This window comes from Acidovorax sp. NN32, assembly GCF_057597245.1.
This window is the reverse complement of the sequence record NZ_CP199679.1, coordinates 137,527-160,508: the sequence shown is the minus strand read 5'-3', so window position 1 is coordinate 160,508 and position 22,982 is coordinate 137,527. Positions and strand designations below refer to the sequence as shown.

The window sequence follows — 22,982 nt, the reverse complement described above, 5'->3', positions numbered from 1 at the left end:
GTACGCAGGAAGCTCCACCTGCTCACCGCGGGCCATAGGCACAATCGCGGCTCGTACTGACCCGGCTCTGACGCCCGTTGAACACCATGCCCATCTGGAAAAAACCCATCGACCTGGCCCTGCTGGAGGCCGCCAACCGCAACACCGCCGTAGAGCACCTGGGCATTGAATTTGTCGAGGTGGGTGACGATTTTCTGCGTGCACGGGTGCCCGTGGACCACCGCACCGTGCAACCCTTTCGCCTGCTGCACGGCGGGGTCAGCGTGGTGCTGGCCGAGTCGCTGGGCTCCACCGGCGCCTACTACACCCTGCCCGACGGTTACCGCGCCGTGGGCCTGGACATCAACGCCAACCACCTGCGCTCTGCCACCAGCGGCTGGGTGACCGGTACGGCACGGCCCGTGCACATTGGCCGCACCACGCATGTGTGGCACATCGATATGCACAACGAAGCGGGTGAGCTGACCTGCGTGTCGCGGCTGACGATGGCGATCCTGGCACCGAGATAAGGTACATCCCCCTGAGGCACTGCGTGCCTTCCCCCCTTCTCTCGAATCGCAGGCGCGATTCGGGAAGGGGGACGCAGCCCTCGCTGCGGGGCGGCCCTTGCTCGGCTGCCCTGGCCTGGCGCGCGCCAGTTGCAAAAGGCAGTGAAAATATGAGGAAAATTGGCCGCTACCGCACGACCATCAAGCGCAAGCAGCTATCTATTCAGTAGCATTCTGCTGCGCCAGGCGCTCGCTTTTCCAGTACACGTCATCGCCACCGTCCATGCGGTTGAGCACGCGGGCGAGCACGAACATCAGGTCGGACAGGCGGTTGAGGTACTGCCGGGGTGCGTCGTTGATGGCCTCTTCGTTGCCCAGCGCCACCACCACACGCTCCGCGCGGCGCGCCACTGTGCGGCAGACATGGGCTTGCGCGGCGGCGCGGGTGCCTGCGGGAAGGATGAACTCCTGCAGCCGGGGCAGCGCCGCGTTGTGGTGGGCCAACGCCTCATCGAGCGCCAGCACCGCCTCGGCCTTGAGCAGTTCGTAGCCGGGAATCGACAACTCGCCCCCCAGGTTGAACAGCTGGTGCTGCACCTCGACAAGCAGCTCGCGCACATCGGCGGGAACGCGCTCGCACAGCAGCAGGCCGATGTGGGAGTTGAGTTCGTCCACGTCGCCCAGAGCATGGATGCGCAGGCTGTTTTTGGAAACGCGTTGGTTGTTGCCCAGTCCGGTGGTACCGGCGTCGCCGGTGCGCGTGGCGATCTGTGTGAGTCGGTTGCCCATGGGGTGCCTCGGTAAGGTGGAGCGCAGGTGGCAGGGGCGCCGCATGCGGTGGAAGAATTCGCAGATTCTCCGCCACCCAGACCCACTGTGGTGGGAGGGGGCCTATCACCCCGCTCTCCGCACAAGAAGCCACATTGCGATATGACTTCACCGTGCTCCGCACTGCCCAGACAGACCAACGCCCCTGCCATCACATGCAGGGGCGTTGGTTCGAACCCGTTGGCTACGCACGGCCCGATCAGTGGGTCATGGGGGTGCGGTTGAGCTTGTCAATGTCAGCGGTGGATACGCCCGTGTTCGTGGGCTGCAGGGTGTTCCAGGCGTTCGCATGGTAGGTGTCCCACTCCTTGCGCGACACCATCCCGTCGCCATTGCTGTCCATCAAGCGTGCATTGACACGCGTCTGTGCGGTGGCTGCGGCCTTGCCGCCTGCTGCACTGGGGTTGATCTCGGCCACAGGGGCGGCACGGCCGTCACCCGCGGTGGGGTTGGCGGGTGCTGCGCTGCTCTGGCTACTGCGCATGTCCACCTTGTTCTGGGCATTGGCAGCCGCAGCGCCGCCCGATGCGGTGGGGTTGACTTCTGCAGGCGGACGCGCGGTGACATTGGCGGGGGCTTGTGCCAAGGCGGCGGTGCACGCCAGTGTGGCCAGGGCGGCGAGGATGGTTTGCTTTTGCATGAAAGGCTCCTTCGATAAAACACCAGAACAAGCGAATTGCTTGGTTTCATTGTTTTGGCGCGCACGCCCGTCGCTTGTAGGACGTACACGGGCCTGCCGGTCATCCTGCGCACAAGCGCCGCCGTGGGGCATGCCGCCCCAAGCCTCTCTCTCCGATGCCAGGGCTGCAGCCAACCTGCGAGCTACTTCTGGCTACATCCACCCGCAAAAACTACATGTGCCGGTACTGCCGGGTTACACCACGCTGGGAAATGTTGACATGGGCAACAGCAGGCAAGAGTGCTGGCCTTCACCACCGTGCTGCGGTGCAATGCAACCCTGTTCAACTTCGAAGGAGCTTAGCTTCCATGAAAGCACTGCAACGACGCACCTATTCGTTTGACACGCGCAGCGTGATGCTTTTCGCCGCCATCTCCCTGGGCGGCGCAGGCGCATTGCAAGCACAGACCACTTCGGCATCCCCCCAGCCCGCCCCAGCCAGTAAAACGGCACCCCAGGCGGACTCCAAATATTCGTATGGTCCCGGCACCGGTAACCCATCGAGGGCGGCCACCACGGCATTCAACCGCGCAGACCTCGACAAGGACGGCCAGCTGACCGAGAAGGAAGCGACCCAGCTGCCGGCCATCAGCCAGCGCTTCAAGGAACTGGACAAGGACCAGAGCGGCGCACTGTCACCCTCAGAATTCGAGAAGGGCCTTCTGTCCTGATTTTTTTGTGAGGCGCCTGGACCTGGCACGGTACCAGCCTCCGGGTGGCCTCTGGGATGTAGCGGGCCATTGGGGCCTGCGGACCCGCCTGCCCTGGAACTCTCCAGACCGCAGGCGGGCTTTGTTTTGGGTCAGTCGTGCAGCGACGACAGGAACTGCTGCAGCTCCGGCGTCTGCGGGTTGCCAAACAGCTCGGCGGGCGCACCTGTTTCATGCACACGGCCCTGGTGCATGAAGATCACGCGGTCACTCACCTTGCGGGCAAACGCCATCTCGTGTGTGACCATCATCAGCGTCATGCCTTCCAGTGCCAGCGACTCCACCACGCGCAGCACCTCGCCCACCAGCTCTGGATCCAGCGCCGAGGTGATCTCGTCGCACAGCAGCACCTGCGGCTCCATGGCCAGCGCGCGCGCAATGGCCACGCGCTGCTGCTGCCCGCCCGAGAGCTGATCGGGCATGGCGTCAAACTTTTCGGCCAGACCCACACGTTCGAGCAGCTTGCGCGCCTGCGCTTCTGCCGTCTTGGCATCACGCGCCTTCACCAGCGTGGGCGCCAGCATGATGTTGCGGCCCACGCTCAGGTGTGGAAACAGGTTGAAGCTCTGAAAGATCATGCCCACCTGCTGGCGCAACTCCCGCATGGCAGCGGGGCTGTCGTGCATGAGTTTCTTGCCGTTGACGCTCAGAGCGCCTTCCTGAAAAACCTCCAGCCCGTTCACGCAGCGCAGCAGCGTGCTCTTGCCCGAGCCGCTTTTTCCGATGATGGCAATCACCTCGCCCTTTTGCACTTTGAGGTCGATGCCTTTGAGCACTTCGTTGGTGCCGTAAGACTTGCGCAGGGCCGTGATGTCCACGATGGGTGGATCGCTCACCACGATGCCGTCGTGGGCGGGAGTGGGGGTAGCCGTGGTGGCTTCAGCGGCGGTTGCCATGGAGTTTCCTTTCAAGCGATTGCGCCACCAGGCTTACCGGAAAGCACAAAACAAAATACAGCAGGGCGACACAGGCGTAGACGAGGAAGGGCTGGTAGGTGGCGTTGGAGATCATGCTGCCCGCCTTGGTCAGCTCGACAAACCCAATCACCGATGCCAGCGCCGTGCCCTTGATCACCTGCACCAGAAAACCCACCGTGGGCGGCACCGCAATGCGCAGCGCCTGGGGCAGCACCACATGGCGCAGCTGCTCGCCAAAGTTGAGTGCCAGGCTCTGCGCGGCCTCCCACTGGCCCTTGGGGATGGAGGCCACACAGCCGCGCCAGATCTCGGTGAGGTAGGCGCTGGTGTAGAGCGTCAGCGCCAGGGCCGCGGCCGTCCATGGTGAGGTCTTGATGCCAAAAAGCGCAATTCCGAAATACGCCAGGAACAGCTGCATGAGCAGCGGCGTGCCCTGGAACACCTGCACATAGGCACCAATCAAACGCTCGGTGCCACGCACCTTGGACAGGCGCAGCACCAGCAGCAGCAGGCCTACCAGGCCGCCGCCGATGAAGGCGATGAGAGACAACGAGACGGTCCAACGCGCCGCCAGCAGCAGGTTGCGCAGGATGTCCCACAAGGAAAAGTCCACCATGGCTTATCTCCCCACCAGAAAACGTGCGCCGATCCACGTCAGCAATCGGCGCGTGGCCATGGACAGCAACAGGTACACGGCAGTGGCCAGGATGAAGGCCTCGAACGCGCGGAAGGTGTTGCTGGAGATCAGGTTGGCGGCGTAGCTCAGCTCGGGTGTGGAGATCTGCCCGCACACGGCCGATCCCAGCATCACGATGATGATCTGGCTGACCATGGCGGGCCACACCTTTTGCAGCGCGGGCGGCAGCACCACGCGCCGGAAGGTCTGGCCCGGCGTCAGCGCCAGACTGTGCGCGGCTTCGATCTGGCCGCGTGGCGTGGCCTCGATGCCTGCGCGGATGATTTCGGCGGAATACGCGCCCAGGTTGATCACCATGGCCAGCACCGATGCAAACTCGGGCGAGAGCTTGAGCCCCAGCGCGGGCAGCCCGAAGAACAGGAAGAACAGCTGCACGATGAAAGGCGTGTTGCGCACCAGCTCCACATAGCTGGCCACGGCCCAGCGCAGTGGCAGTGCACGCGGCCCGAGGTTGCGGGCGCGTGCCCAGGCACAGGCCGTGCCCAGCAGCAGGCCCAGCACGGTGCCCACGATTGTCAGGCCAATGGTCCAGAGCACGCCGCGCACCAGCAACGGCCACGAGGACAGCACGGCAGAAAAGTCAAGCGCAATCAGCATGGTGCGAATGCCCTGTGGCGCTTGTCACGCCACGGTCCTGTTCGGTTCTTTCAGCAGGGTCGACAACAGCGATTACAGGGGCAGATCGCCCGCAGGGCGGCCCAGCCACTTGCTGGACATCTTGTCGATGTCGCCGGATTTGCGCGCCTCGGCAATGATTTCGTTCACACGCAGGCGCAGCTTGTCCTCGCCCTTGGCCACGCCGATGAAGTTGGGGCTGTCTTTCAGCAGCAGCTTGTATTCGGTCTGCAGATTGGGGTTCTTGACCATGATGGTCCCGGCCGTCGATGCGCTGGTGGCAATCGCCTGCGTCTGGCCCGACACGAAGGCCGAGATGCTGGCCGCGTGGTCTTCAAAACGCTTCACGTCCACGCCGGGAGGCGCGACCTTGGCCAGCTCCTGGTCTTCCATGGCGCCACGCGTCACGGCCACCGACTTGCCGGTCAAGTCGGCAAAGCTCTTGATGTTCAGGCTCTTGCTCGCAAACACGGCCTGGAAGAACGGTGCGTAGGCCGCAGTGAAGTCGATCACCTTCTCGCGCTCGGGGTTCTTGCCCAGCGTGGAGATGACGAGGTCGGCCTTCTGCGTCTGCAGGTAGGGGATACGGTTGGCGCTGGTCACGGGGATCAGCTCGACCTTCACGCCCAGCTTGGTGGCGATGTAATTGGCCATCTCGACATCCAGGCCCTGGGGCTTGAGGTCCGTGCCGACAAAGCCGTAGGGCGGGTAGTCGGTGGGAATGGCAATCTTGATTTCCTTGGCCTTGAGGATGTTGTCCAGCGCGTTCTGCGCGTGGGCGGCAGGCGCCATCAGGGCGGCAGACAGGCCTGCGGCGGCGAACACGCCCAGGGTCAGGCGGCGGGTGGACGAGGTGACGGTGCGGACGGTGGTCATAGCAGGGCTCCTAGGTAGGTGGATGCGTCGACAGGGGCGTCTGGGTCAGACGCTGGGGGGGTGGAACTCTTGGGGGCAGCGCGGGGCTTGCGCGCGCGGGCTGGTGGGGTGGCTTGTGCAGGGCTCTTGCGCACCGGCGCCAGTGCGTCGCGCAGCCCCGCCAGCGGGTCGCTGCTGGCCTGCAGGCGCAGGGCCGACTGCACCGTGCCGATGTGCTCGGACATCAGCGCTTCGGCGCGGGCAATGTCGCCTGCCTCCAGCGCCTCGACGATGCGCACGTGGTCGGCGCAGCTCTGCGCCGCATCGTGCGACGACTGGTAGAGCATGGCGATGAGCGTGGTGCGCGCCGTGAAGTCGCGCAGCGTGTCGGCCAGCAGGCTGTTGCCCAGGCACTCGGCCAGGCACACGTGGAAGTCGCCCAATAGAAAACTGCGCATGCCCACATCAGTGCCCGCCAGCGCGGCCTTTTCGCGCTGCAGATGGCTTTTGAGCTGGCGCAACGCGGCCTTGTCCACCACCTTGAGCTGGTGCAGCAGGCCCAGCTCGATCACGCGGCGCGCCTCGAAGGCCTCGCGCGCTTCGTCCTGCGAGGGTTCGATCACATACCAGCCGCGCCGGGCGCTGACGGTGACGATGCCCCGCGTGGCCAGCCGCGTGAGCGCCTCGCGCACGATGGTGCGGCTGCAGTCGAACAGCATGGCCAGTTGCTGCTCGCCCAGGCGGGAGCCGGGCGCGAGTTTTTGCGCCATCACGGCTTCGATGATGCGGTTGCTGATCTCGGTGGCGGTGGTCATTGCCTGCGGTTACGCAGGTTCCGTGCCAACTGGTATACAAGCCGAATGCACCAGTCTGGCGCACGGAGGCTGTGCACCGGGCGGTTCCCTGGCACCACGGACACGCTGCTTTGCATGCAAGTGGTGCGCGCACATCACAAGCGGTGCACGCGCGTGCCCGAAAAGTTGGAAAGGAATAGAGAAAGAAGAACGAGAAAGAAGGCTGGGCACCCGGCTACGCGAGCCCCGCGAGGCGCAGCAGCCAGGGCAGCAGCAATCCGCCGCCCACCGCCACCAGCACTGCCGGATGCCACCACGGCCAGCGCACCGTGCGGTGGTGGCCCAGCGTGCCTTCCACCACCGCCTGGCCCGCCAGCAGCACCAGCCACACCAGCAACAGCACCGCGCCCGGGTTGGCGGCCCAGGCGGCCGCCCAATCGCCCTGGACCAGGGCCGCACACGCATGCGTGCCGCCACACAGCGGGCAGAGCATGCCCGTCAGCGCGCGAAACCCGCAGCCCAGGCCCAGCCCGCCCTGCCCCAGCCACCAGGGCGTAGCGGCCATGGCCAGTGGCCAGCCCAGGCCGAACGCCAGCCGCAGCCGCCGAGCGTTCCCGTCCAGCGTCTGCCAGGCGGGCGATCTGGTCACCGGCACCACTACAGGGCCGGGGTCAGAGGGGAGGGAGCGCCACCGGTTCATCGCCCACCAGCTGGCGCGCCATGTAGTAGGAGCCGATGGTGGACAGCGGCAGCGTCAGCAGTGCGCCAACGCCGCAGAGCAAAAAGCCCAGCGAACCCACGATGCCCAGCACCAGCGAGCAAAAGAACGCCGAGCCCAGGTTCTTCGTCACGATGCCCCAGGCCTGGTTGAAGGCGGCCACACCATCGCGCTCGCCGCGCGCCACGAGGAACAGCGCCACCGGGGGCAGCGCCATGACCAGCAGGCCGGGGATGAAACACAGCATGAAGCCCAGCGACACCACCAGCGAGCTGATGAGCCCGGCCACAAACGCGGGCACAAAGTCGTCAAAGCCCCGGAAGATGTCGCCGATCTGCACCGCTTCGCCGCGCGTCTCGCGCTCGATCATGCGCATATAGCCCACCACCATGGGCCCGGCCAGCAGGCCCGCGCTGATGCTGGCCACCACCATCACCAGCAAGGTGCACACCACATGGGTGATGGCGTTGTTCTTGAAGATGCCCCAGGCACCCGACAGGCAATCCCCCACATTGGCTGAAGCCATGGCAACCCCCTCTGTTTGAAGTCGTCAACAAGACGCCGGGCCAGTGTAGCGAGCCACCGCTCCGGCATCTACCTCTGCAGCTACCTCGGCGGCTACTTTGTCAGAGAAGACCGTCCCACAGCGAGAGCCGCACAGGCTCCGGGTGGGGCGCATACGCAGGCGACGCCACACCGAACCGCTGAACCAGCGGTTGCACGCCCGCATACGGCGCCCATCCAGGGTCGCCCCTTTGTGCAAACGCCACCCAGCCCTGGTGCATGGTCGCAGCCAGCGCGGTGGGTGGCCTGGGCCCTGTCAGTTCCTGCCCCGTGGTGGTGTGGAGGTTGCCGAAAACAAACGGCAACTCTACCCCATGCGCCGCCCCCAGTCGCCCCCGCCACTGCGGCGAAGGCCAGGCGAATTCATAGGCATGGGCACTGCGGGCCCAGCGGCTGGCCAGCGCTGCAATGCGCTGGGCGGGCACGCGGTAGTAAAAGTCGGACTGCAGGGCACACAGCAGTTCACCGGGCGTTGGGTGTGTGGGCGGCAATGTGACGCGCAGGGCCTGCACCGCGTCCGCGCCCAAACCCACCTCCTGCGCAAAAGCCAGCACCTGCGCCTCGGTCACGCGGTCCATCGCGCCGCCCGGCATGTGGTACAGGCGCATTTCCTCGGCATTGCTGCCCACCAGCACCTGCAAGTCTGGCGGGTGCGCCGCCCACTGCTGCGCCAGCGCCTGCAGCGGCGACGCAACAAGCACCTGCCCGTCCACCACGGGCCGCAGGGGAAAGAAGTTGCGGATGCCCAGGCCGTGCTGCTGCCGCAGGGCCGGGTCTGCCGCGAGGCGGTGCACCGCGTGCAGCACGGCAGGCCGGGCTGCCGCACCCAGCGCAGCCAGAGAGGGCGCCACCCCCACCAGTGCAGCCACAGCGCGGCGTGCAGCGGCGGCCTCTTGCAGCGTCTGGCAGGCCACGCTCGGGCTCTGCAAGATGGCGCGCAACAAGAGCCCACGCGATGCGGGCATGCCCAGCACACAGGCCAGTGCGCCCGCACCGGCCGACTGGCCGAACACCGTGACCTGCGCCGGGTCGCCGCCCCAGGCGGAGATGTGCTCGCGCACCCATTGCAGCGCGGCCAACAGGTCCAGCAGGCCGCGATTGGCGGGCGCTGCACCGCCTGGCGAACCAGCCTCAGCCTCGTCCTCGAAATGCAGGAAACCGTCGATGCCCAAACGGTACTGCAGCGACACAAACACCACGCCCTGGCGCGCAAACGACGCCCCGTCGTACAACGGCTCGCTGGCCGCCCCGCGAAAGAACCCGCCGCCATGCACCCACACCATCACGGGCAGGCGGGCGCCGGGCTCTGCAGGCGGGGCCCATACGTTGACGGCCAGGCAGTCTTCGCCCCCCAGCATGGGCGCATCCGCACGCGCCGTGCGGGGCAGCTGCGGTGCCATCGGCGCAAACTCGGTGGCATCGCGCACGCCAGGCCACGGTAGCGCTGGCACCGGAGCCGCAAAGCGCAAAGTGCCGCTCGGCGCCTGCGCATATGGCACACCCCGGAACACGCGCACACCCTGCTCCCACAGGCCGCGCAGCTGCCCGCCGTGGGGCAGCGTGACCAGCGGCGCCGCTGTGCCCGCCGTCATTCCGTGGCCAGGCCCAGCTTGTCGATCAGCGGGCGCCACACGGCCGCATCGCGGGCCGCCCAGGTGCGGGCATCGCCGGGTGTGGAAGTGGTCAGTGTGACGTTCATGGCTTCCAGGCGGGACTTGTACTGCGCATCACCACCACGGCATTTTTCGGTGACGGCATTGAGCCGGTTCAACAGCTCGGGCGGCGTGCCCGCCTTGGCCACCACCGCAATCCACGCGGGGCGCGCCAGATCGCTGGCGGCGGGCAGGGCCTCGGCGATGGTGGGCACATCGGGCAGCAGCGCCGAGCGCTGCGCACCAAACAGCGCCAGCGGCACCAGCTTGCCCGCCTTGACCTGCGCCGCCGCCGTGCCAATGACCAGCGTCATCGCATGGATCTGCTGGCCCATGAGCGCAGTCAGGCCCGCGCCCTCGCCCACGAAGGGCACATGGGTGCCGGGCACACCCAGCTTGTCCACCAGCGCCGAGGTGAGCAGGTGCGCAGGGCTGCCTTTGCCTGGTGAGCCAAAGTTGATGCCGCCGGGCGTGGACCGCGCGAGCTTCTGCAAATCAGCCAGACTGGCGATCCCCATGCCGGGCGGCACGGCCAAGACCAGGGGCGATGTGCCCAGCACGGCCACACCGTCAAAGTCGTGTTGCGGGTCATACGGCGGCTGCTTGTAGACATACGGCGTGATCGTCATCTGCGACATGCCGATGCTCAGCAGGCTGTAGCCGTCGGCAGGCTGGGACTTGAGGTAGTTGATGGCCAGGATGCCATTGGCCCCGGGCTTGTTCTGCACCACCACGGCCTGGCCCAGCTCGCGCGCGGCGCAATCGGCCCACACGCGCGTCATCGCGTCCGAGCCGCTGCCGGGCGGTTGCTGGGCGATGAGCTGGATGGGCTTGGTCGGATAGCCGCCCGGCTGCTGCGCCAGGGCGCCACCGGCCAGGCAAGCGAGTGCGGCGAGCGCGAGGAGGCGCGGAGCGCGCGTGGAAGCCGAAGTCATGGTGTGTCTCCTGGTGATTTTTTAAGCGAGGGATGCCTGATCGGCGCGGCGTGCAGGCAAAGACGGGTCAGCGGCGGCGCGTGCGCACCTTCGCGGGCGTGGCCGCAGAGGCTGCTGCGGCCTCGCACCGGGTGGCGATCCAGTCGGCCAGGCAGGACAGCTGCGCCTGCTGGACGGCATCGGGCGCTGATGGCTGTGCTGGCGCAAACAGTTGCAGCATCCCCAGCCCGCGCAACGACGACAGCACCATGCCCAACAGGCCATCGCGGTCGGGCTCTGCCGCCAGCTCGGGGAAGGCCGTGAAGAAGCCTTCGTGCATGCGCGCCTGCACGCTCTGGCGCAGCTCGGCAATGTGGCCCAGCACCTCGGGCTGGTTGCGGCAGCCCAGGTAGATGTTCCAGGCCACGATGAAGCGCGGCTGCGCATAGACCAGGCTCCACACCGCCCGCACAAACTTCGCGGCCCGTTCGCGCGCGGGCAGCGCGGGGCTGGGCCAGAGTTCGCCCGAACGCACGGTGGACTCGATCAGCTCGCTCAGCACGTTCATCATCAGCACCGCCTTCGACTCGAAGTGGTGCTGCACTGCGCCCGATGTCATGCCCGCCGACTTGGCCAGCTCGTGGATGGACATCTCCTCCAGGCTGCGGTGCTGGATCACGTCGATGGCCGTGGCAATCAGGTGCTGGCGGGTGGCGGCGCTGCGCTCGGCATGGGTGCGGCGCACCCCGGCCTTGGGGGAAACACGGTGGTTCATGGCGCTTTCACAATATACATTTCGAACGTAATGTATTTATGCAGACGCCGACCCACAAGCCCGTGAATACCCGCATCCCCGCACAGGCCCAAGTTGGATCACCCAGAGCCCTTGCACGGGGCCGAACCTAGAATGCTTCTCACTGACCGCACCCACCGGAGACACACACCATGAACGCCCCCACCGCTGCCGCCCACCTGCTGCCCGAAATCAAGCTGCGCGACGTACCCCAGGCCCTCATCGATGCGCTGCAGGCCCGCTTTGGCGCGCAGTGCTCGCTGGCCCAGGCCGTGCGCGAGCAGCACGGGCGCGACGAAGGCTCGCTGCAGGCCCCGCCGCCCAGCGCCGTGGTGTTTGCCGAAAGCACGCAGGATGTGGCCGACGCGGTGAAGCTGGCCAGCCAGTACGAAGTGCCTGTGATCCCCTACGGCGCGGGCTCTTCGCTCGAAGGCCACCTGCTGGCCGTGCAGGGCGGCATCAGCATCGACGTGAGCCGCATGAACCAGGTGCTGAGCATCAATGCCGAAGACCTCACGGTGACCGTGCAGCCCGGCATCACGCGCAAAGCACTGAACGATGCGATCAAGGACACCGGCCTGTTTTTCCCCATCGACCCCGGCGCCGACGCCAGCATTGGCGGCATGGCCGCTACCCGCGCCAGCGGCACCAACGCCGTGCGCTACGGCACCATGCGCGAGAACGTGCTGGCGCTGGAGGTGGTGACCGCCAGCGGCGAGGTCATCCACACCGGCACGCGCGCCAAAAAGAGCAGCGCGGGCTACGACCTCACGCGCCTGCTGGTGGGCAGCGAAGGCACGCTGGGCATCATGACGCAGATCACCGTGCGCCTGTACCCCCTGCCCGAGGCCGTGAGCGCGGCCATCTGCTCGTTCCCGAGCATCGAGGCTGCCGTGCGCACCACCATCCAGACCATCCAGCTGGGTGTGCCCATCGCCCGCGTGGAACTGATCGACCACCACACGGTGCGCATGGTGAACGCGCACAGTAAGCTCAATCTGCGCGAAGAACCCATGCTGCTCATGGAGTTCCACGGCTCGCCCGCCAGCGTGAAGGAACAGGCCGAGATGGTGCAAGACATCGCCAGCGAATTTGGCGGCCAGGCCTTCGAATGGGCCAGCACGCCCGAAGAACGCACCCGCCTGTGGACCGCCCGGCACAACGCCTACTTCGCGGCCGTGCAAAGCCGCCCCGGCTGCCGCGCCATCAGCACCGACACCTGCGTGCCCATCAGCCGCCTGGCCGACTGCCTGCTCGAATCGGTGGACGAGGTCGAAGCCAGCGGCATCCCCTACTTCCTCGTCGGCCACGTGGGCGACGGCAACTTCCACTTCGGCTACCTCATCGACCCCAACAGCACCGAAGAACGCACCAAGGCCGAAGCCATGAACCACACGCTGGTGGCCCGCGCCCTCAGCATGGGCGGCACCTGCACCGGTGAGCATGGCGTGGGCATCCACAAGATGGGCTTTTTGCTGGACGAGACCGGCACGGGCGCGGTGGACATGATGCGCGCCATCAAGCGGGCGCTGGACCCGAAGAACATCCTGAATCCGGGGAAAATTTTTGCGCTGTGAGTGGGCCGCCGCATGAACGGGCTCGCTGACTGGCGCGGCTCGGGTTGGAGGTTTTTTGGCACCTGGCGCTTGTCTGACAAGCGCGAAAAGCTATTGTTTCTATAGCATTTGTGGTGCACGGCTCGCTTTCACGCCGCTCGAGCTGTCCCAGCGCTCCGCCCCGCTCCCAACGGTTGCTGGAAGCGGCACGCTGGAACCGTGCAGCGTTGGTTGGCCGCATGAAGGGCTTGCGCGCCGCTGTGCTGGTCGGTATCGGTTTCTCGGCGGCTGTCGGCGCGTTGGCACTGGGGGGTCCTGCCGCCTGGATGGGCTTCGACCACCTACCTGTGGCCCGGCATCCAAACGGCTGAACTCCTTGTGCACATCACTCCCACTGCGGTGGTGTACTGGCTCGTGCCCGAGGGCGGGGCCCCGGCCTACCTCCTGCACGTACTGACCGGAGCTTTCGTCTCGTGGGCCGTGCTCTTTGCGCTTGCGGCGTTTGCAATTCGGCGTGACGCCAGGGCGCTCCTCATGCGCAGATCACAGGCTCCTAGAATGAGGCAATGATCAAGTACTCCTTCCCAGCTGCGCCGGTGACTTACAGGCCTCCAGCAAACACCCCCGCAGTCCTGGCCAATGAGTTGATCGACTACCAGGCATGCCCGTTGTGCGAGAGCAAAGCCTTTCGTCCGCTGCGCAGTGCGGACTGTTCCCACCACCCTCGCTACAGCCAAGAACTCTCTCGCACCATGCATTGGAGCCAATGCGCGGCGTGCCAGCATGTTTTTCGCAGCGGCTACTACACCGAAGCAGCGCTGAATATCGTTTTCCGTGGCACCAACGAATCCCAGGTGGTGGGCTATGACCTGGAGCGGCAGCGCTATGTGTCTGCGCAAATGATTGAGAAAGTGCTGCCCTACCAGACCGGCGGCACGTGGCTGGACGTGGGGTTTGGCAATGCATCGCTTCTGTTCACGGCGCACGAGTACGGCTTCGAGCCTGTAGGCCTGGACCTGCGTCCGCAATCGGTGGAAGAGTTGCGCCGATGGGGCGTGGCAGCCCATTGCCAGGATGTCAAAGGGTTCGAGCTGTCTCGCCCCGCCAGTGTGATCAGCATGGCAGATGTGCTGGAGCACATGCCGTATCCCAAGGTAGGCCTGCATGCCGCCCACCGACTGTTGCAACCGGGTGGCGTGCTGCTGATCTCCATGCCCAACTCGGGCTCCATGGTCTGGAAAGCTCTGGATGCCGGCAATGCAAACCCGTACTGGGGTGAAATCGAGCACTATCACAACTTCGACCGCGACCGCCTGTATGCATTGCTGGCCGAATGTGGCTTCAAGCCCGTGCGCTATGGCATCAGCCAGCGGTACCGCGTCTGTATGGAAGTGATTGCGGTGAAAGCCTAGGCAGGCGGTACACACAACGCGCGCCTAAGGTCGGCATGGCCCACGGAGTCCTGACCAACCACCCCTGCGCGGTGCACGCCGCAGGGCGTGTACCGACTGGATGCGATGGCCGTCGGACACGCTGAAGGGGCCAGAATGCGCGGGTCGTCGTGTTGCAGACGCTTCCTGGTGAGAAAACCATATGCAGGGCCTCCATCCCACAAAACACCGCTTTCGTATTGAACTGGTCGCCGAACACCAGCATGCATCACTGGTCGACCTGCTGTGCGAACTGCACGCCTTCTACAACCAAGGCGCCACACCCCCTTGGCAGGTGGTGATGGAGCATCTTCGCCAGAACCTCTTGGCGCCTGACTCCGCCCAGCGTTTGCTGGTGGCTTCGTGCAGCGATGGCGTTGTGGTGGGCCTGGCGGCGTTCTCGCTGGTGTATTCGTTGGTCGAATTTGCAGAGGACCAGCGCAGACACTGCCAGCTCAAAGAGTTGTATGTAAGTTCGGCCGCAAGAAGCCAGGGTGCGGGCCGGGCGCTCATGCACGGGCTCGCCCGATATGCCATGGAACACGGCTGCCGCCGCATCGACTGGCCTGTGAAGGCTTCAAACGCCCGGGGAATCCTGTTCTACGAAAGCCTGGGTGCCGAGCGCGTGGCCGAACGGCTGAGCTACCGGCTCACGGAGCCCGCACTGGGCCGGCTGGTACTCGAAAGTGGATGTGCCGACGTGCGGTCTGCGCAGAGCTAAGCTGCACTGAACATCGGAGACCTCCACCTTGTTTCGCTCTTTCGTACTTCTGCTGTCCCTGCTGGGCAGCGCCGCCTTCGGCGGGTTGCTGCTGGTATCGCTGCTGCAACCTACCTGGATTGAACACGGTGCGCGCGAGCTGATCCGCCAGCAGATCGAGCACAAGACGGGCGAAAAGCTCCGGGCCCTGGACGAACGCTTTCTGAGCGCCCAGGCGCGGGTCTTCTTGCGCGGCAAGGAGCAGGAGATCGACGCCGCTCGCAAGGCGCTGTCTGCGGGCCTGCCCGCCCGGGTCGCGGCCATTGCGGCCGAGATGGGGATTCCGGCGTGCGAGTGCCGCAAACGGCGGCAACAACGGCTGGAACTGCAGATTGGCACCGCGCAGCAGATGCAGGCCCAGCTCGATGCGCTGATCCGCAGCGCCTACATGGACACGGCCGAAAAGCTGTTGCGCGAATTGCGCATCTTCAGCGGTGCCAATGCCCTGGCATTCGCCCTGCTGGGCCTGGCCGCATGGCGGCGACCCCACGGCGCCCGTGGGGTATCGCTGGTGCCGGCCACCGCCACCCTCCTTCTGGCCACGCTGGCAAGCAGCGCCATCTACCTTTGGGGCCAGAACTGGCTGCACACCGTCGTGTTCGGCAGCTACGTGGGCTGGGCGCAGCTGGCATACATCGCGCTGGTGTACGCGTGGCTGTGCGATCTGCTATTGAACCGGGCGCGGGTCAGCCTGCACCTGTGCCAGGGCAGCATGAGCGGCGCGGTGTCACCTTGCTGAAGGCTTGCCCCTCCTGCGGATCTCTCCCGTCTCCGCATCCGCCGCCGATGGGCTCTGACCCGGCAGCAAATCTGGGTGGCAGCCCCCTTTCTCCTGCGCTTGTGCAGACCACCACAGTTCGAAACGCGGCCATGGCGAGGCTTGCCCGGCAGCACGGCCGTCGTAGCCGGGAGCGCAGGCTCCCGTCAGGTGTGCACTGATCGTGAATCTGCGGGAGCCTGATTGCGGTCGTGCATGCCGTAGTCGCGCACCACCGCGGCAACGCGCAGGCGGTAGTTGTCGAAGATCCGCTCGCGGCCGGCTTTCTGCGTGGCGCGGTGGGCTTCCATCTGGCGCCATTGCGCCACCGCTTCCTCGTCACGCCAGAACGAAAGCGAAAGCAGTTTGCCGGGAGCACTGAGGCTCTCGAACCGTTCGATGGAGATAAACCCGTCGATCTGCTCCAGCAAAGGCCGCAACGCAGCGGCAGCGCCCAGATAAGCGTCCTGCTGGCCCGGAGCGGGCTGTACCTCGAAAATGACGGCCATCATGCACTGATCTCCAGTGGGTGTGCGGGCAGGTCCAGCGTGCCTTCCACGCCCTGCGTGAACGTGCGCTCCTCGCGCAGGATGAAGCGCTTTTCCTGCGCCATGGCGAAGTTGGCACGGCCTTCGGGGTCGGAGCGCAGGCGGGCGCGGTAGGCCTCGTAGGCAGCCAGCGACTCAAAGCCGATGAGCCCCCAGGCCTCGTAGTTGCTGCCCTCGTGCGGCAGAAAATAGCCGATCAGGTGGCCCCCGCAGCGCGGGATGATCTGGCCCCAGCGGCGCGCGTATTCGGCAAACAGCTCGCGCTGGAAGGGGTCGATGTCGTAGCGGATAAAGCAGGTGATCATGGTGTTCAGACGTCGTTGGTGGACAGGGCTCCACGATAGGAGGTTGACGTCCTTCGATGGTTCGCCCAAGATCGAACCATGAAAGACGGCCCCCACATCGCGCGCATTGCCGCGCTCATTGGCGACAGCGCGCGCGCCGAAGTCCTCACGGCCCTGATGGCAGACCGCGCACTCACGGCCACCGAACTGGCGGCGGTGGCAGGCGTGACCAAGCAGACCATCAGTGCCCACCTGGCCAAGCTGCTCGATGCCGGCCTGCTGACCGTCGAGCACCAGGGCCGTCACCGCTACTTCCGGCTGGCCGATCGCGATGTGGCGCACCTGCTGGAATCGCTCATGAACGTGGCCTTCCGCGCCGGTGCCGTGCGCCTGCGCGCAAGCCCCCGGGAGCCCGCGTTGCGCCGCGCGCGCATGTGCTACGACCACCTGGCCGGCGAAGTGGGCGTGCAGTTCTACGAAGCCCTGGTGCGCCAGGGGCTGCTGCACGCCACGCCCCAGGGTGCAGCGGTGACGCCCGCAGGCGCGCAGTGGTTTGCCCAGGTGGGCATTGACACCACGGCACTGGCGCAACAGCGGCGCATGCTGTGCCGCCCTTGCCTGGACTGGAGCGAGCGCCGCCACCACCTGGGCGGCGCGCTGGGCGCTGCGCTGCTGCAGCGCCTGTTCGACGGCGGATGGGCGCACCGGGCGCAGGGCTCGCGCGTCGTGCACTTCACCGCCAAGGGCGAACTGGCGCTGCGCCAGTGGCTGGCAACCAGCCCAGAGGCACCACCCTCCACCGCCCTTCGCGGCCCCGAACAATGATGAAGACCTTGCTGCTCTTCATCGCCACCGCCCTGGCTGAAATCGTGGGTTGCTACCTGTCCTGGCTGTGGCTCAAACAGGGCAAACCGATGTGGCTGCTGCTCCCTGCAGCGCTGAGCCTCGCCCTGTTCGCGTGGCTGCTCACGCTGCATGACACCGCAGGCGCGGGGCGCGTGTATGCGGCCTATGGCGGGGTTTATATCGGCGCAGCGCTGGCCTGGCTGTGGATAGTCGATGGCATTCGGCCCACCGTCTGGGATACGGCGGGCGTACTGGTAGCGCTGGCGGGCATGGCGATCATCATGCTGCAGCCCGCGCGCTAACGCCCGCGCACTCTGCGTGCCCGCAGTGCTCGGTGCTCACAGCTGGCACGCGCGTCACTGCAACTCCTGGTAACAACCTCCACATTTGCTACATCGGTGTTTTATAAGCAGTGATTTCTCAACTTTCACAAGACTGTCCATGCGCATTTCGACCGAGAAGGTTTCCTCTGCCCTCACTCGCCGCCACTTTGCCCTGTGGATGACGGCCTCTGGTTTGTCGGCCTGCGGCGGTGGCGGGGGAGAGGGCGCCCCCGCGCCAGCCCCACCGCCCGGTCCCGCGCCGGGGCCAGCCTCGCTCAGTTTGATGGCGGGCGCATTGGGCGGCTCAGGTTTTCTGTCTGGCGCGTTGGCCGATGCACGTTTGCCCCCAGTGATGGCGGGGCATGCCTTCAACAGCAAGGGCGATCTTTGGTTCGTTGGCAGGTACGGCCGTGAACAAAAAGTAGGAAGGATCACCCCAGAAGGTACGCTGTCGTACTTTGCGTTCAACCAACAGGTGCCCGTGAATTTCGGGGTCTTTGATGCGCAAGACCGGTACGTGATCGCCCATGCTGCGGTGGGCGATTCCAGCACTGTGGTTTCGTTCTTCGACAATGAAACGCTGGTGACGCTGGCAGGCCAACCCAACGCCACCACCATGCAGGATGGCAAAGGCCCTGCGGCGCAGATCCTCTGGTTCGGGAGCCCGCTGCTGGCAGGCGATGGGCTGGTGTACTTTCTGGACCGCGATGCTGGCGCCACCAACTACACGCTGCGAACTTTGGCCTCCGATGGAACCGTGGTTTCCTTGCTGCCGGTGCCCAATAACAGCCGCTTGATCGCATCCCCCACTGGGGCAGTGCGCAGGTTTACCGATGATTTTCAGAACAACCGCGTGCAATGGGCGGAACTGGCGAGGGCCCCGTCAGGCCAATACTTCTGGGAAGACCTGCCGAACAACTGGAGAAGTGTGGCCCACGCCGAACCCTTCGCGCCCGTCAAAGGCAGCATCGACATGTACTGGGGCTTTGACGCTGCGTTCAACACGATGGCCCACTACGCGCTGGATGGCACGCGCACGGACGTCTGGCAACTGCCAGGGCGGGTGGATGCGGCGGTGTCCAACCCCCTCACCGGACACTTGGTGGCGCATGCGTGGCGGGGCCCTCTGGACGAATCCTCCATCGAGAGCCCCGGCGTGCTCTTGGTGCTGGACAGGGTGAAAACACCGACCGCTGTGCCGCAACCTTGGGTCGGCCTGGCCGATCAGCGCGGGCACACGGACGGCCAGGGCGACGCAGCACGGTTTGATTTTGAACGCGGTGCCCACGCCACCTCGGAAGCATCGGGCCCGCTGTATGTGGCAGTGGGGGCTCAGATCCCATTGCCCGGTACGCCGCCGCAGTCGGTCCCTACGCCGCTGCGCACGGTCACACCGGCAGGCCAGGTGACTTCGATGCCTGTCACCTACCCTTCCAGCTTTCGGCTGTTGTCCAGCGCATATGGCTACCTCGTGACCTACGACCAGGACACCAAGACACTGCTGCGCGCACCCAAGGGCGGGGCCGGCACGGCCTGGGAGCCTTGGGCCAAGAGCAGGCTCCTGGACAGCATGAGCCCGTCCAACGACCTGGGCTTGTCCACGCTGCGGGCCGACACAACCGGCCTACTGTGGTTTGCCACGCGGGTCCGCCCAATTCCGCTGAGTTGGATGCCCTTCAAAAACTCCGGCGTCTCGCTGATCGGCACTATCAGCGCTGCGGGGCAGGTGCAAGTGGTGGTGGGCGACCCGCAACTCATCCACTCACCCGACAACTACCCCCTGCTGGAGCAACGCCCCTGGCACATGGACGTGACGGACCTCGCCTTCGAGGGTGGCAACTCGCCCGTGTCGTGGGTGCTGTGCAACCGACCCGTGCTGACCGCAGACCGCAAGGGCGTGCAGCGCCATGTGCCCGAACTGGTGCGCCTGGAAGGCGCTACGCGCCAGTCCTTTGCCCTGCCCCCGGTAAGTGGAACCGATGCGTATTCGATGCACTACCACCAGCTCTGCACCCTGCCTGGTCGGCCCGGCGAGGTGTTCATCATCTCCAACGCCTGCGCCGTGTACCGCTGGACCGTTGCCAAGGGCTTGGAGCTGGTGGCCGGGCAGGCCGATCCGACGCCCGGCGGCGTGCGCCTGAGCTCCTTGCCCGCCAGCCTGAACCTAGTGAAATTCATCAGCCCAGGCCCAGATGCCAACAGCCTGTACGTGGGCAGCGAAAACAGCGTGCTGCGGCTGAATCTGCCAGCGTAAGAGCGCCGCGAAAGGCCGTCCGTCAACGGACGGCCTTTCGCCCCCCTGCCCGTCAGTTCACCTTGATCAACCGCCAGTCAATCCGGTTGTCCGGCCGCTGCACCAGCTCCACGTTTTTCATCATCGCCCAGGCCAGCATCTGGTTGTGCAGGGGGATGTGTGCCACGGTGTCGTTCTGCAGCTGCAGGCCTTCGGTGAGCAGGCGGTTTCGCACGGGCAGGTCGGTTTCGGTCTTCACACGGTCCACGATGTAGTCCATGCGTTCATTGGTGTAGCGGCCCAGGTTGTAGTTGCCGTCACCGCCCGTGGTCTTGGTGCGGACGAGTGACTGCAGGGTGTACAGCGCATCGAAGGTGGGCACGCCCCAGCTGAGCAGCGCAATGCTGGCCTCGTGCCGCTGTGCCATGGGGTAATAGGTGACTGCTGGCAGCGTGCGCAGCTTGGCCTTCACGCCGATGCGCGACCACATGGAGGTGATCGCCTGGCACAGCTCTTCGTCCTGCACGATGGCGTTGTTGCTGCAGGCAAAGTCCACCTCGAAGCCGTCCTTGTAGCCTGCCTCGGCCAGCAAGGCCTTCGCGGCATTGGCGTCAAAGGGCAGGCGCTTGTCCACGGCTTCCGTCCAGCCATTGACCAGCGGCGACACGATGGCCCCGGTGGGTTTGGACATGCCGCGCATGGTCACGCGCTGCAGCGTGGCGCTGTCGATGGCCTGGTAGAGCGCCTTGCGCACGCGCAGGTCCTTGAGCGGGTTCTTGCCCTTGACGTTGCTGCCCACCAGCTCTTCGCGGAACTGGTCCATGGCGAGGTACACGGTGCGGTTTTCCACCATCTCCATGACCTTGAGGGCGGGGTTGGCCTTGATGCGGGCCAGGTCCTGGATGCTGGTGTCGCGCACCATGTCCACTTCGCCCGACAGCAGTGCGGCGATGCGCGTGGCTTCGGACTTGATGGGGGTGTAGGTGATCTCCGTGACGTTGCCTTCGGCCTTGCCTGCATTCCACCAGTGGGGGTTGGCCGTGAACACGATCTTCTGGTCGGGCACCCATTCCTTGAGCACGAAGGGCCCTGTGCCCATGGCATTGCGGTGCGAATAGGTTTCGTCCTTGGCCTTGATGTCCTTGGGCTCGACCGAGTTGTTCTTCTCGGCCCAGGCCTTGCTCATCACACGCAGCTCGGTGAGCTGGTTCAGGATCACCGGGTTGGGGTTCTTCAGGAAGATGTCAATGGTCTCGCCGTCTACCTTGGCGATGCGGTCCATGCCCTGGGTGTAGATGGAGTACGTGGAGGTCTTGCTCATCGCGCGCTGCAGCGAATAAACCACGTCATCGGCCGTCATGGCCGAGCCGTCGCTGAACTTCACCCCCTGTCGCAGCTTCACGCGCAGCTGCGTGGGGCTGACCTGCTGCCACGAGGTGGCCAGCAGCGGCTCGACCTTGAGCGTGCGGCTGTTGAACATCACCAGCGACTCATACACAGCCGCATGGATGCCATTGCCCAGGGCGCTGTTTTGCGAATGGATGTCCATGGTCTGGATGTCGCTGGAGCCTGCCCACTTGAACGGTTTTGCCGACGCGGTGGGAGCAACGGTTGCCAGGGCCAGGGTAGCGGCCGCAAGCAGGGAACGCTTGAATTGCATGGCGAAATTTCCTTGATGAAATAGGAGAAACGGCAATATGCAGCAGGAAACAGGCCAGCCCAAGCCCCCACGCGCCATGTGTGGCACCGGCGATGCAAGCCCCGTGTCGGGACCGATTGCGCGCCGGGTGCGGCTGGGATAAAAGGGCCGCGGCAGGCCGGTGCACCGGCTACGGCACTGACCGCACCGGGTAGCGCACGCCATCGCGCTCAACGCCCACCTGCAGCAGGTTGATCACCCCCATCACGTCGTCCACCAGCCACACGGCTTTCTCCAGCGCCTCGGCCTGCGCCTGCGACCGCACACAACCCATCAGTGTCACCAGCCGCCGCTCGCCCAGCACCCACACGCTGGTGTCGTCAAAACGGCCATCCTGCTGGATGTAGCGCTGCACGCGCGGAATGATCTCGGCGTCGTACAGGTACGAGTTGGGCAGGCGGCAGCGCCCCACGCGGTGGCAGCTGCCGCCGTGTTGCGATCGCACATGCGCCAGCTCGCGCACCTCGGCCTCGGTGTAGAGCGGGCCTTCGGGCACGGGGCAGTGCGGGAGAGCGCTGGTGACCTGCACGAACGGGTCGTTGAAGGCGTTGGTTCGCGGGGCGGCATTGCCAGCCACCTGGGCAGTGGTCAGGAAGGGGGCCATGGCGACGGCCACCAACAACGCCATGACGAACCGGCGGAACACACAAACACGGCGCATGAATCGTTCCTTCCTGAAGATGGTCACAGCGCGGCTACAGCACGATCTGGTACCGCGCAAACTCTCTGCTGCCTTTGCGCACACAGTCGTTCAGGGTAAAATCAAAGCCCTCATACAGCCTTCGCAGCGGTTGCCGGTCGGCCACGCAGTCCAGCCGCAGATAGCGCAGGTCCAGGCTGCGTGCGTGCTGGCACCCAAATGCCAGCAGTGCCGTAGATACCCCCTGCCCCGCCCAAGCACGCCGCACGGCCAGCTTGTGCAAGAACGCGGAGGTGCCCGGTTCAGCGTCCGGCCAGAAGACTGGGTCTTCGCGCTGGAAGCGCACCACACCCACTACCGCTTCGCTCGCTTTGGCGACCACATACAACCCGCCATCCACATCACGCTGCACGCTGTCATCTGTGAAATCAGACACGAGCCAGAGCGGAATTTTTTGATCGACCAACCACTGCGCGGCCTCGCGCAACACGGCAGCAATGGCAACGGCGTCTGACGGGCGGGCGATTTCGGTGCGCATACAAAAGCGGTGTTGGCCTGCAGACAGGGTGAAGCTGCACAAGATGATGGGACGAGGCGTTGACAGCGCTGACGGAATGAATCACGCCCAGCACGATTGCTCACATATTTATAGCTGCCAGCACTCATCATATAAGCGCTAGCA

The 22,982-nt window shown here is 65.5% G+C and carries 26 protein-coding genes; 9 read left to right on the top strand and 17 right to left on the bottom strand.

Annotated elements, in window-relative coordinates:
• Positions 1 to 86: 86 nt before the first annotated feature.
• Positions 87 to 509: a hotdog fold thioesterase gene (locus tag ACT89O_RS00765; protein WP_218301357.1), complete on the top strand. Its 423-nt coding sequence runs from the start codon at positions 87 to 89 to the stop codon at positions 507 to 509.
• Between the two features lie 198 nt (positions 510 to 707).
• Here ACT89O_RS00765 and ACT89O_RS00760 read toward each other — a convergent pair whose 3' ends face one another.
• A complete protein-coding gene (locus ACT89O_RS00760; protein ID WP_121421821.1) occupies positions 708 to 1,277 on the bottom strand; it encodes a cob(I)yrinic acid a,c-diamide adenosyltransferase in 570 nt (189 codons plus the stop codon).
• A 238-nt stretch (positions 1,278 to 1,515) separates the two neighbouring features.
• Entirely contained in the window at positions 1,516 to 1,956 is a 441-nt protein-coding gene (locus ACT89O_RS00755) for a hypothetical protein (RefSeq protein ID WP_121421820.1), read from the bottom strand.
• Between the two features lie 347 nt (positions 1,957 to 2,303).
• Between ACT89O_RS00755 and ACT89O_RS00750 the strand changes: the two genes are divergently transcribed.
• Complete coding sequence (locus ACT89O_RS00750) at positions 2,304 to 2,666, top strand: PLC family EF-hand domain-containing protein (protein ID WP_055396178.1); 363 nt, start codon at positions 2,304 to 2,306, stop codon at positions 2,664 to 2,666.
• 131 nt (positions 2,667 to 2,797) lie between these two features.
• Here ACT89O_RS00750 and ACT89O_RS00745 read toward each other — a convergent pair whose 3' ends face one another.
• The 10 genes from ACT89O_RS00745 to ACT89O_RS00700 form a co-directional block, all read right to left on the bottom strand.
• Positions 2,798 to 3,601 (bottom strand): amino acid ABC transporter ATP-binding protein, encoded by an 804-nt coding sequence (locus ACT89O_RS00745; RefSeq protein ID WP_255577867.1) that lies wholly within the window; start codon positions 3,599 to 3,601, stop codon positions 2,798 to 2,800.
• A complete protein-coding gene (locus tag ACT89O_RS00740; protein ID WP_487261554.1) occupies positions 3,585 to 4,238 on the bottom strand; it encodes an amino acid ABC transporter permease in 654 nt (217 codons plus the stop codon). The genes ACT89O_RS00745 and ACT89O_RS00740 overlap by 17 nt, the downstream gene beginning before the upstream one ends.
• Positions 4,239 to 4,241: 3 nt before the next feature.
• Complete coding sequence (locus ACT89O_RS00735; RefSeq protein WP_487255882.1) at positions 4,242 to 4,916, bottom strand: amino acid ABC transporter permease; 675 nt, start codon at positions 4,914 to 4,916, stop codon at positions 4,242 to 4,244.
• 72 nt (positions 4,917 to 4,988) lie between these two features.
• Positions 4,989 to 5,810, bottom strand: coding sequence for a transporter substrate-binding domain-containing protein (locus ACT89O_RS00730; protein WP_055396171.1), 822 nt, complete (start codon positions 5,808 to 5,810; stop codon positions 4,989 to 4,991).
• Complete coding sequence (locus tag ACT89O_RS00725) at positions 5,807 to 6,604, bottom strand: GntR family transcriptional regulator (RefSeq protein ID WP_228896988.1); 798 nt, start codon at positions 6,602 to 6,604, stop codon at positions 5,807 to 5,809. Before ACT89O_RS00725 ends, ACT89O_RS00730 begins: the two co-directional genes overlap by 4 nt.
• Before the next feature lie 214 nt (positions 6,605 to 6,818).
• Positions 6,819 to 7,232: a DUF2752 domain-containing protein gene (locus ACT89O_RS00720; protein ID WP_487261553.1), complete on the bottom strand. Its 414-nt coding sequence runs from the start codon at positions 7,230 to 7,232 to the stop codon at positions 6,819 to 6,821.
• Between the two features lie 22 nt (positions 7,233 to 7,254).
• On the bottom strand, positions 7,255 to 7,827 hold the full coding sequence (locus ACT89O_RS00715; protein WP_487261552.1) for a hypothetical protein: 573 nt from the start codon (positions 7,825 to 7,827) through the stop codon (positions 7,255 to 7,257).
• Between the two features lie 100 nt (positions 7,828 to 7,927).
• Complete coding sequence (locus ACT89O_RS00710) at positions 7,928 to 9,457, bottom strand: carboxylesterase/lipase family protein (RefSeq protein WP_487261551.1); 1,530 nt, start codon at positions 9,455 to 9,457, stop codon at positions 7,928 to 7,930.
• Positions 9,454 to 10,452 (bottom strand): Bug family tripartite tricarboxylate transporter substrate binding protein, encoded by a 999-nt coding sequence (locus tag ACT89O_RS00705; protein WP_487261550.1) that lies wholly within the window; start codon positions 10,450 to 10,452, stop codon positions 9,454 to 9,456. The genes ACT89O_RS00710 and ACT89O_RS00705 overlap by 4 nt, the downstream gene beginning before the upstream one ends.
• 67 nt (positions 10,453 to 10,519) lie before the next feature.
• Complete coding sequence (locus tag ACT89O_RS00700; RefSeq protein ID WP_487261549.1) at positions 10,520 to 11,206, bottom strand: TetR/AcrR family transcriptional regulator; 687 nt, start codon at positions 11,204 to 11,206, stop codon at positions 10,520 to 10,522.
• Positions 11,207 to 11,376: 170 nt separating this feature from the next.
• Between ACT89O_RS00700 and ACT89O_RS00695 the strand changes: the two genes are divergently transcribed.
• The 4 genes from ACT89O_RS00695 (at position 11,377) to ACT89O_RS00680 (ending at position 15,709) form a co-directional block, all read left to right on the top strand.
• Positions 11,377 to 12,801 (top strand): FAD-binding oxidoreductase, encoded by a 1,425-nt coding sequence (locus ACT89O_RS00695; protein ID WP_487261548.1) that lies wholly within the window; start codon positions 11,377 to 11,379, stop codon positions 12,799 to 12,801.
• A gap of 731 nt (positions 12,802 to 13,532) precedes the next feature.
• Positions 13,533 to 14,192, top strand: a complete 660-nt coding sequence (locus ACT89O_RS00690) for a class I SAM-dependent methyltransferase (RefSeq protein WP_055396210.1) — start codon at positions 13,533 to 13,535, stop codon at positions 14,190 to 14,192.
• Positions 14,193 to 14,373: 181 nt separating this feature from the next.
• Complete coding sequence (locus tag ACT89O_RS00685) at positions 14,374 to 14,931, top strand: N-acetyltransferase family protein (RefSeq protein WP_487261547.1); 558 nt, start codon at positions 14,374 to 14,376, stop codon at positions 14,929 to 14,931.
• Positions 14,932 to 14,959: 28 nt separating this feature from the next.
• Complete coding sequence (locus ACT89O_RS00680; protein ID WP_426305879.1) at positions 14,960 to 15,709, top strand: hypothetical protein; 750 nt, start codon at positions 14,960 to 14,962, stop codon at positions 15,707 to 15,709.
• 185 nt (positions 15,710 to 15,894) lie between these two features.
• Here ACT89O_RS00680 and ACT89O_RS00675 read toward each other — a convergent pair whose 3' ends face one another.
• Together ACT89O_RS00675 and ACT89O_RS00670 are read right to left on the bottom strand one after the other, a co-directional pair.
• A complete protein-coding gene (locus ACT89O_RS00675; protein ID WP_055396150.1) occupies positions 15,895 to 16,239 on the bottom strand; it encodes an antibiotic biosynthesis monooxygenase family protein in 345 nt (114 codons plus the stop codon).
• A complete protein-coding gene (locus tag ACT89O_RS00670) occupies positions 16,236 to 16,580 on the bottom strand; it encodes an NIPSNAP family protein (RefSeq protein WP_010465174.1) in 345 nt (114 codons plus the stop codon). The genes ACT89O_RS00675 and ACT89O_RS00670 overlap by 4 nt, the downstream gene beginning before the upstream one ends.
• A gap of 78 nt (positions 16,581 to 16,658) precedes the next feature.
• Here ACT89O_RS00670 and ACT89O_RS00665 point away from each other — a divergent pair, with 78 nt between their 5' ends.
• The 3 genes from ACT89O_RS00665 (at position 16,659) to ACT89O_RS00655 (ending at position 19,982) form a co-directional block, all read left to right on the top strand.
• Entirely contained in the window at positions 16,659 to 17,384 is a 726-nt protein-coding gene (locus ACT89O_RS00665) for an ArsR/SmtB family transcription factor (RefSeq protein WP_487261546.1), read from the top strand.
• Entirely contained in the window at positions 17,384 to 17,707 is a 324-nt protein-coding gene (locus ACT89O_RS00660; RefSeq protein ID WP_487261545.1) for a YnfA family protein, read from the top strand. Before ACT89O_RS00665 ends, ACT89O_RS00660 begins: the two co-directional genes overlap by 1 nt.
• Before the next feature lie 139 nt (positions 17,708 to 17,846).
• Complete coding sequence (locus ACT89O_RS00655; RefSeq protein WP_487261544.1) at positions 17,847 to 19,982, top strand: hypothetical protein; 2,136 nt, start codon at positions 17,847 to 17,849, stop codon at positions 19,980 to 19,982.
• A gap of 52 nt (positions 19,983 to 20,034) precedes the next feature.
• On the opposite strand, the gene ACT89O_RS00650 is transcribed toward ACT89O_RS00655, so the two are convergent.
• The 3 genes from ACT89O_RS00650 to ACT89O_RS00640 form a co-directional block, all read right to left on the bottom strand.
• On the bottom strand, positions 20,035 to 21,621 hold the full coding sequence (locus ACT89O_RS00650) for an ABC transporter substrate-binding protein (RefSeq protein ID WP_487261543.1): 1,587 nt from the start codon (positions 21,619 to 21,621) through the stop codon (positions 20,035 to 20,037).
• A 169-nt stretch (positions 21,622 to 21,790) separates the two neighbouring features.
• A complete protein-coding gene (locus ACT89O_RS00645) occupies positions 21,791 to 22,321 on the bottom strand; it encodes a BON domain-containing protein (protein WP_121421803.1) in 531 nt (176 codons plus the stop codon).
• A gap of 34 nt (positions 22,322 to 22,355) precedes the next feature.
• Positions 22,356 to 22,838: a GNAT family N-acetyltransferase gene (locus ACT89O_RS00640; protein ID WP_487261542.1), complete on the bottom strand. Its 483-nt coding sequence runs from the start codon at positions 22,836 to 22,838 to the stop codon at positions 22,356 to 22,358.
• Between the last annotated feature and the right edge of the window lie 144 nt (positions 22,839 to 22,982).

Bases quoted from the DNA above. Each gene is read 5' to 3' on its own strand.
- ACT89O_RS00725 (WP_228896988.1), bottom strand. From the start codon at position 6,604: ATGACCACCGCCACCGAGATCAGCAACCGCATCATCGAAGCCGTGATG.
- ACT89O_RS00655 (WP_487261544.1), top strand. From the start codon at position 17,847: ATGCGCATTTCGACCGAGAAGGTTTCCTCTGCCCTCACTCGCCGCCAC.
- ACT89O_RS00650 (WP_487261543.1), bottom strand. From the start codon at position 21,621: ATGCAATTCAAGCGTTCCCTGCTTGCGGCCGCTACCCTGGCCCTGGCA.
- ACT89O_RS00640 (WP_487261542.1), bottom strand. From the start codon at position 22,838: ATGCGCACCGAAATCGCCCGCCCGTCAGACGCCGTTGCCATTGCTGCC.
- ACT89O_RS00760 (WP_121421821.1), bottom strand. From the start codon at position 1,277: ATGGGCAACCGACTCACACAGATCGCCACGCGCACCGGCGACGCCGGT.
- ACT89O_RS00700 (WP_487261549.1), bottom strand. From the start codon at position 11,206: ATGAACCACCGTGTTTCCCCCAAGGCCGGGGTGCGCCGCACCCATGCC.
- ACT89O_RS00740 (WP_487261554.1), bottom strand. From the start codon at position 4,238: ATGGTGGACTTTTCCTTGTGGGACATCCTGCGCAACCTGCTGCTGGCG.
- ACT89O_RS00715 (WP_487261552.1), bottom strand. From the start codon at position 7,827: ATGGCTTCAGCCAATGTGGGGGATTGCCTGTCGGGTGCCTGGGGCATC.
- ACT89O_RS00660 (WP_487261545.1), top strand. From the start codon at position 17,384: ATGAAGACCTTGCTGCTCTTCATCGCCACCGCCCTGGCTGAAATCGTG.
- ACT89O_RS00670 (WP_010465174.1), bottom strand. From the start codon at position 16,580: ATGATCACCTGCTTTATCCGCTACGACATCGACCCCTTCCAGCGCGAG.
- ACT89O_RS00745 (WP_255577867.1), bottom strand. From the start codon at position 3,601: ATGGCAACCGCCGCTGAAGCCACCACGGCTACCCCCACTCCCGCCCAC.
- ACT89O_RS00685 (WP_487261547.1), top strand. From the start codon at position 14,374: ATGCAGGGCCTCCATCCCACAAAACACCGCTTTCGTATTGAACTGGTC.
- ACT89O_RS00750 (WP_055396178.1), top strand. From the start codon at position 2,304: ATGAAAGCACTGCAACGACGCACCTATTCGTTTGACACGCGCAGCGTG.
- ACT89O_RS00735 (WP_487255882.1), bottom strand. From the start codon at position 4,916: ATGCTGATTGCGCTTGACTTTTCTGCCGTGCTGTCCTCGTGGCCGTTG.
- ACT89O_RS00755 (WP_121421820.1), bottom strand. From the start codon at position 1,956: ATGCAAAAGCAAACCATCCTCGCCGCCCTGGCCACACTGGCGTGCACC.
- ACT89O_RS00705 (WP_487261550.1), bottom strand. From the start codon at position 10,452: ATGACTTCGGCTTCCACGCGCGCTCCGCGCCTCCTCGCGCTCGCCGCA.
- ACT89O_RS00690 (WP_055396210.1), top strand. From the start codon at position 13,533: ATGCATTGGAGCCAATGCGCGGCGTGCCAGCATGTTTTTCGCAGCGGC.
- ACT89O_RS00695 (WP_487261548.1), top strand. From the start codon at position 11,377: ATGAACGCCCCCACCGCTGCCGCCCACCTGCTGCCCGAAATCAAGCTG.
- ACT89O_RS00675 (WP_055396150.1), bottom strand. From the start codon at position 16,239: ATGATGGCCGTCATTTTCGAGGTACAGCCCGCTCCGGGCCAGCAGGAC.
- ACT89O_RS00730 (WP_055396171.1), bottom strand. From the start codon at position 5,810: ATGACCACCGTCCGCACCGTCACCTCGTCCACCCGCCGCCTGACCCTG.
- ACT89O_RS00765 (WP_218301357.1), top strand. From the start codon at position 87: ATGCCCATCTGGAAAAAACCCATCGACCTGGCCCTGCTGGAGGCCGCC.
- ACT89O_RS00645 (WP_121421803.1), bottom strand. From the start codon at position 22,321: ATGCGCCGTGTTTGTGTGTTCCGCCGGTTCGTCATGGCGTTGTTGGTG.
- ACT89O_RS00665 (WP_487261546.1), top strand. From the start codon at position 16,659: ATGAAAGACGGCCCCCACATCGCGCGCATTGCCGCGCTCATTGGCGAC.
- ACT89O_RS00710 (WP_487261551.1), bottom strand. From the start codon at position 9,457: ATGACGGCGGGCACAGCGGCGCCGCTGGTCACGCTGCCCCACGGCGGG.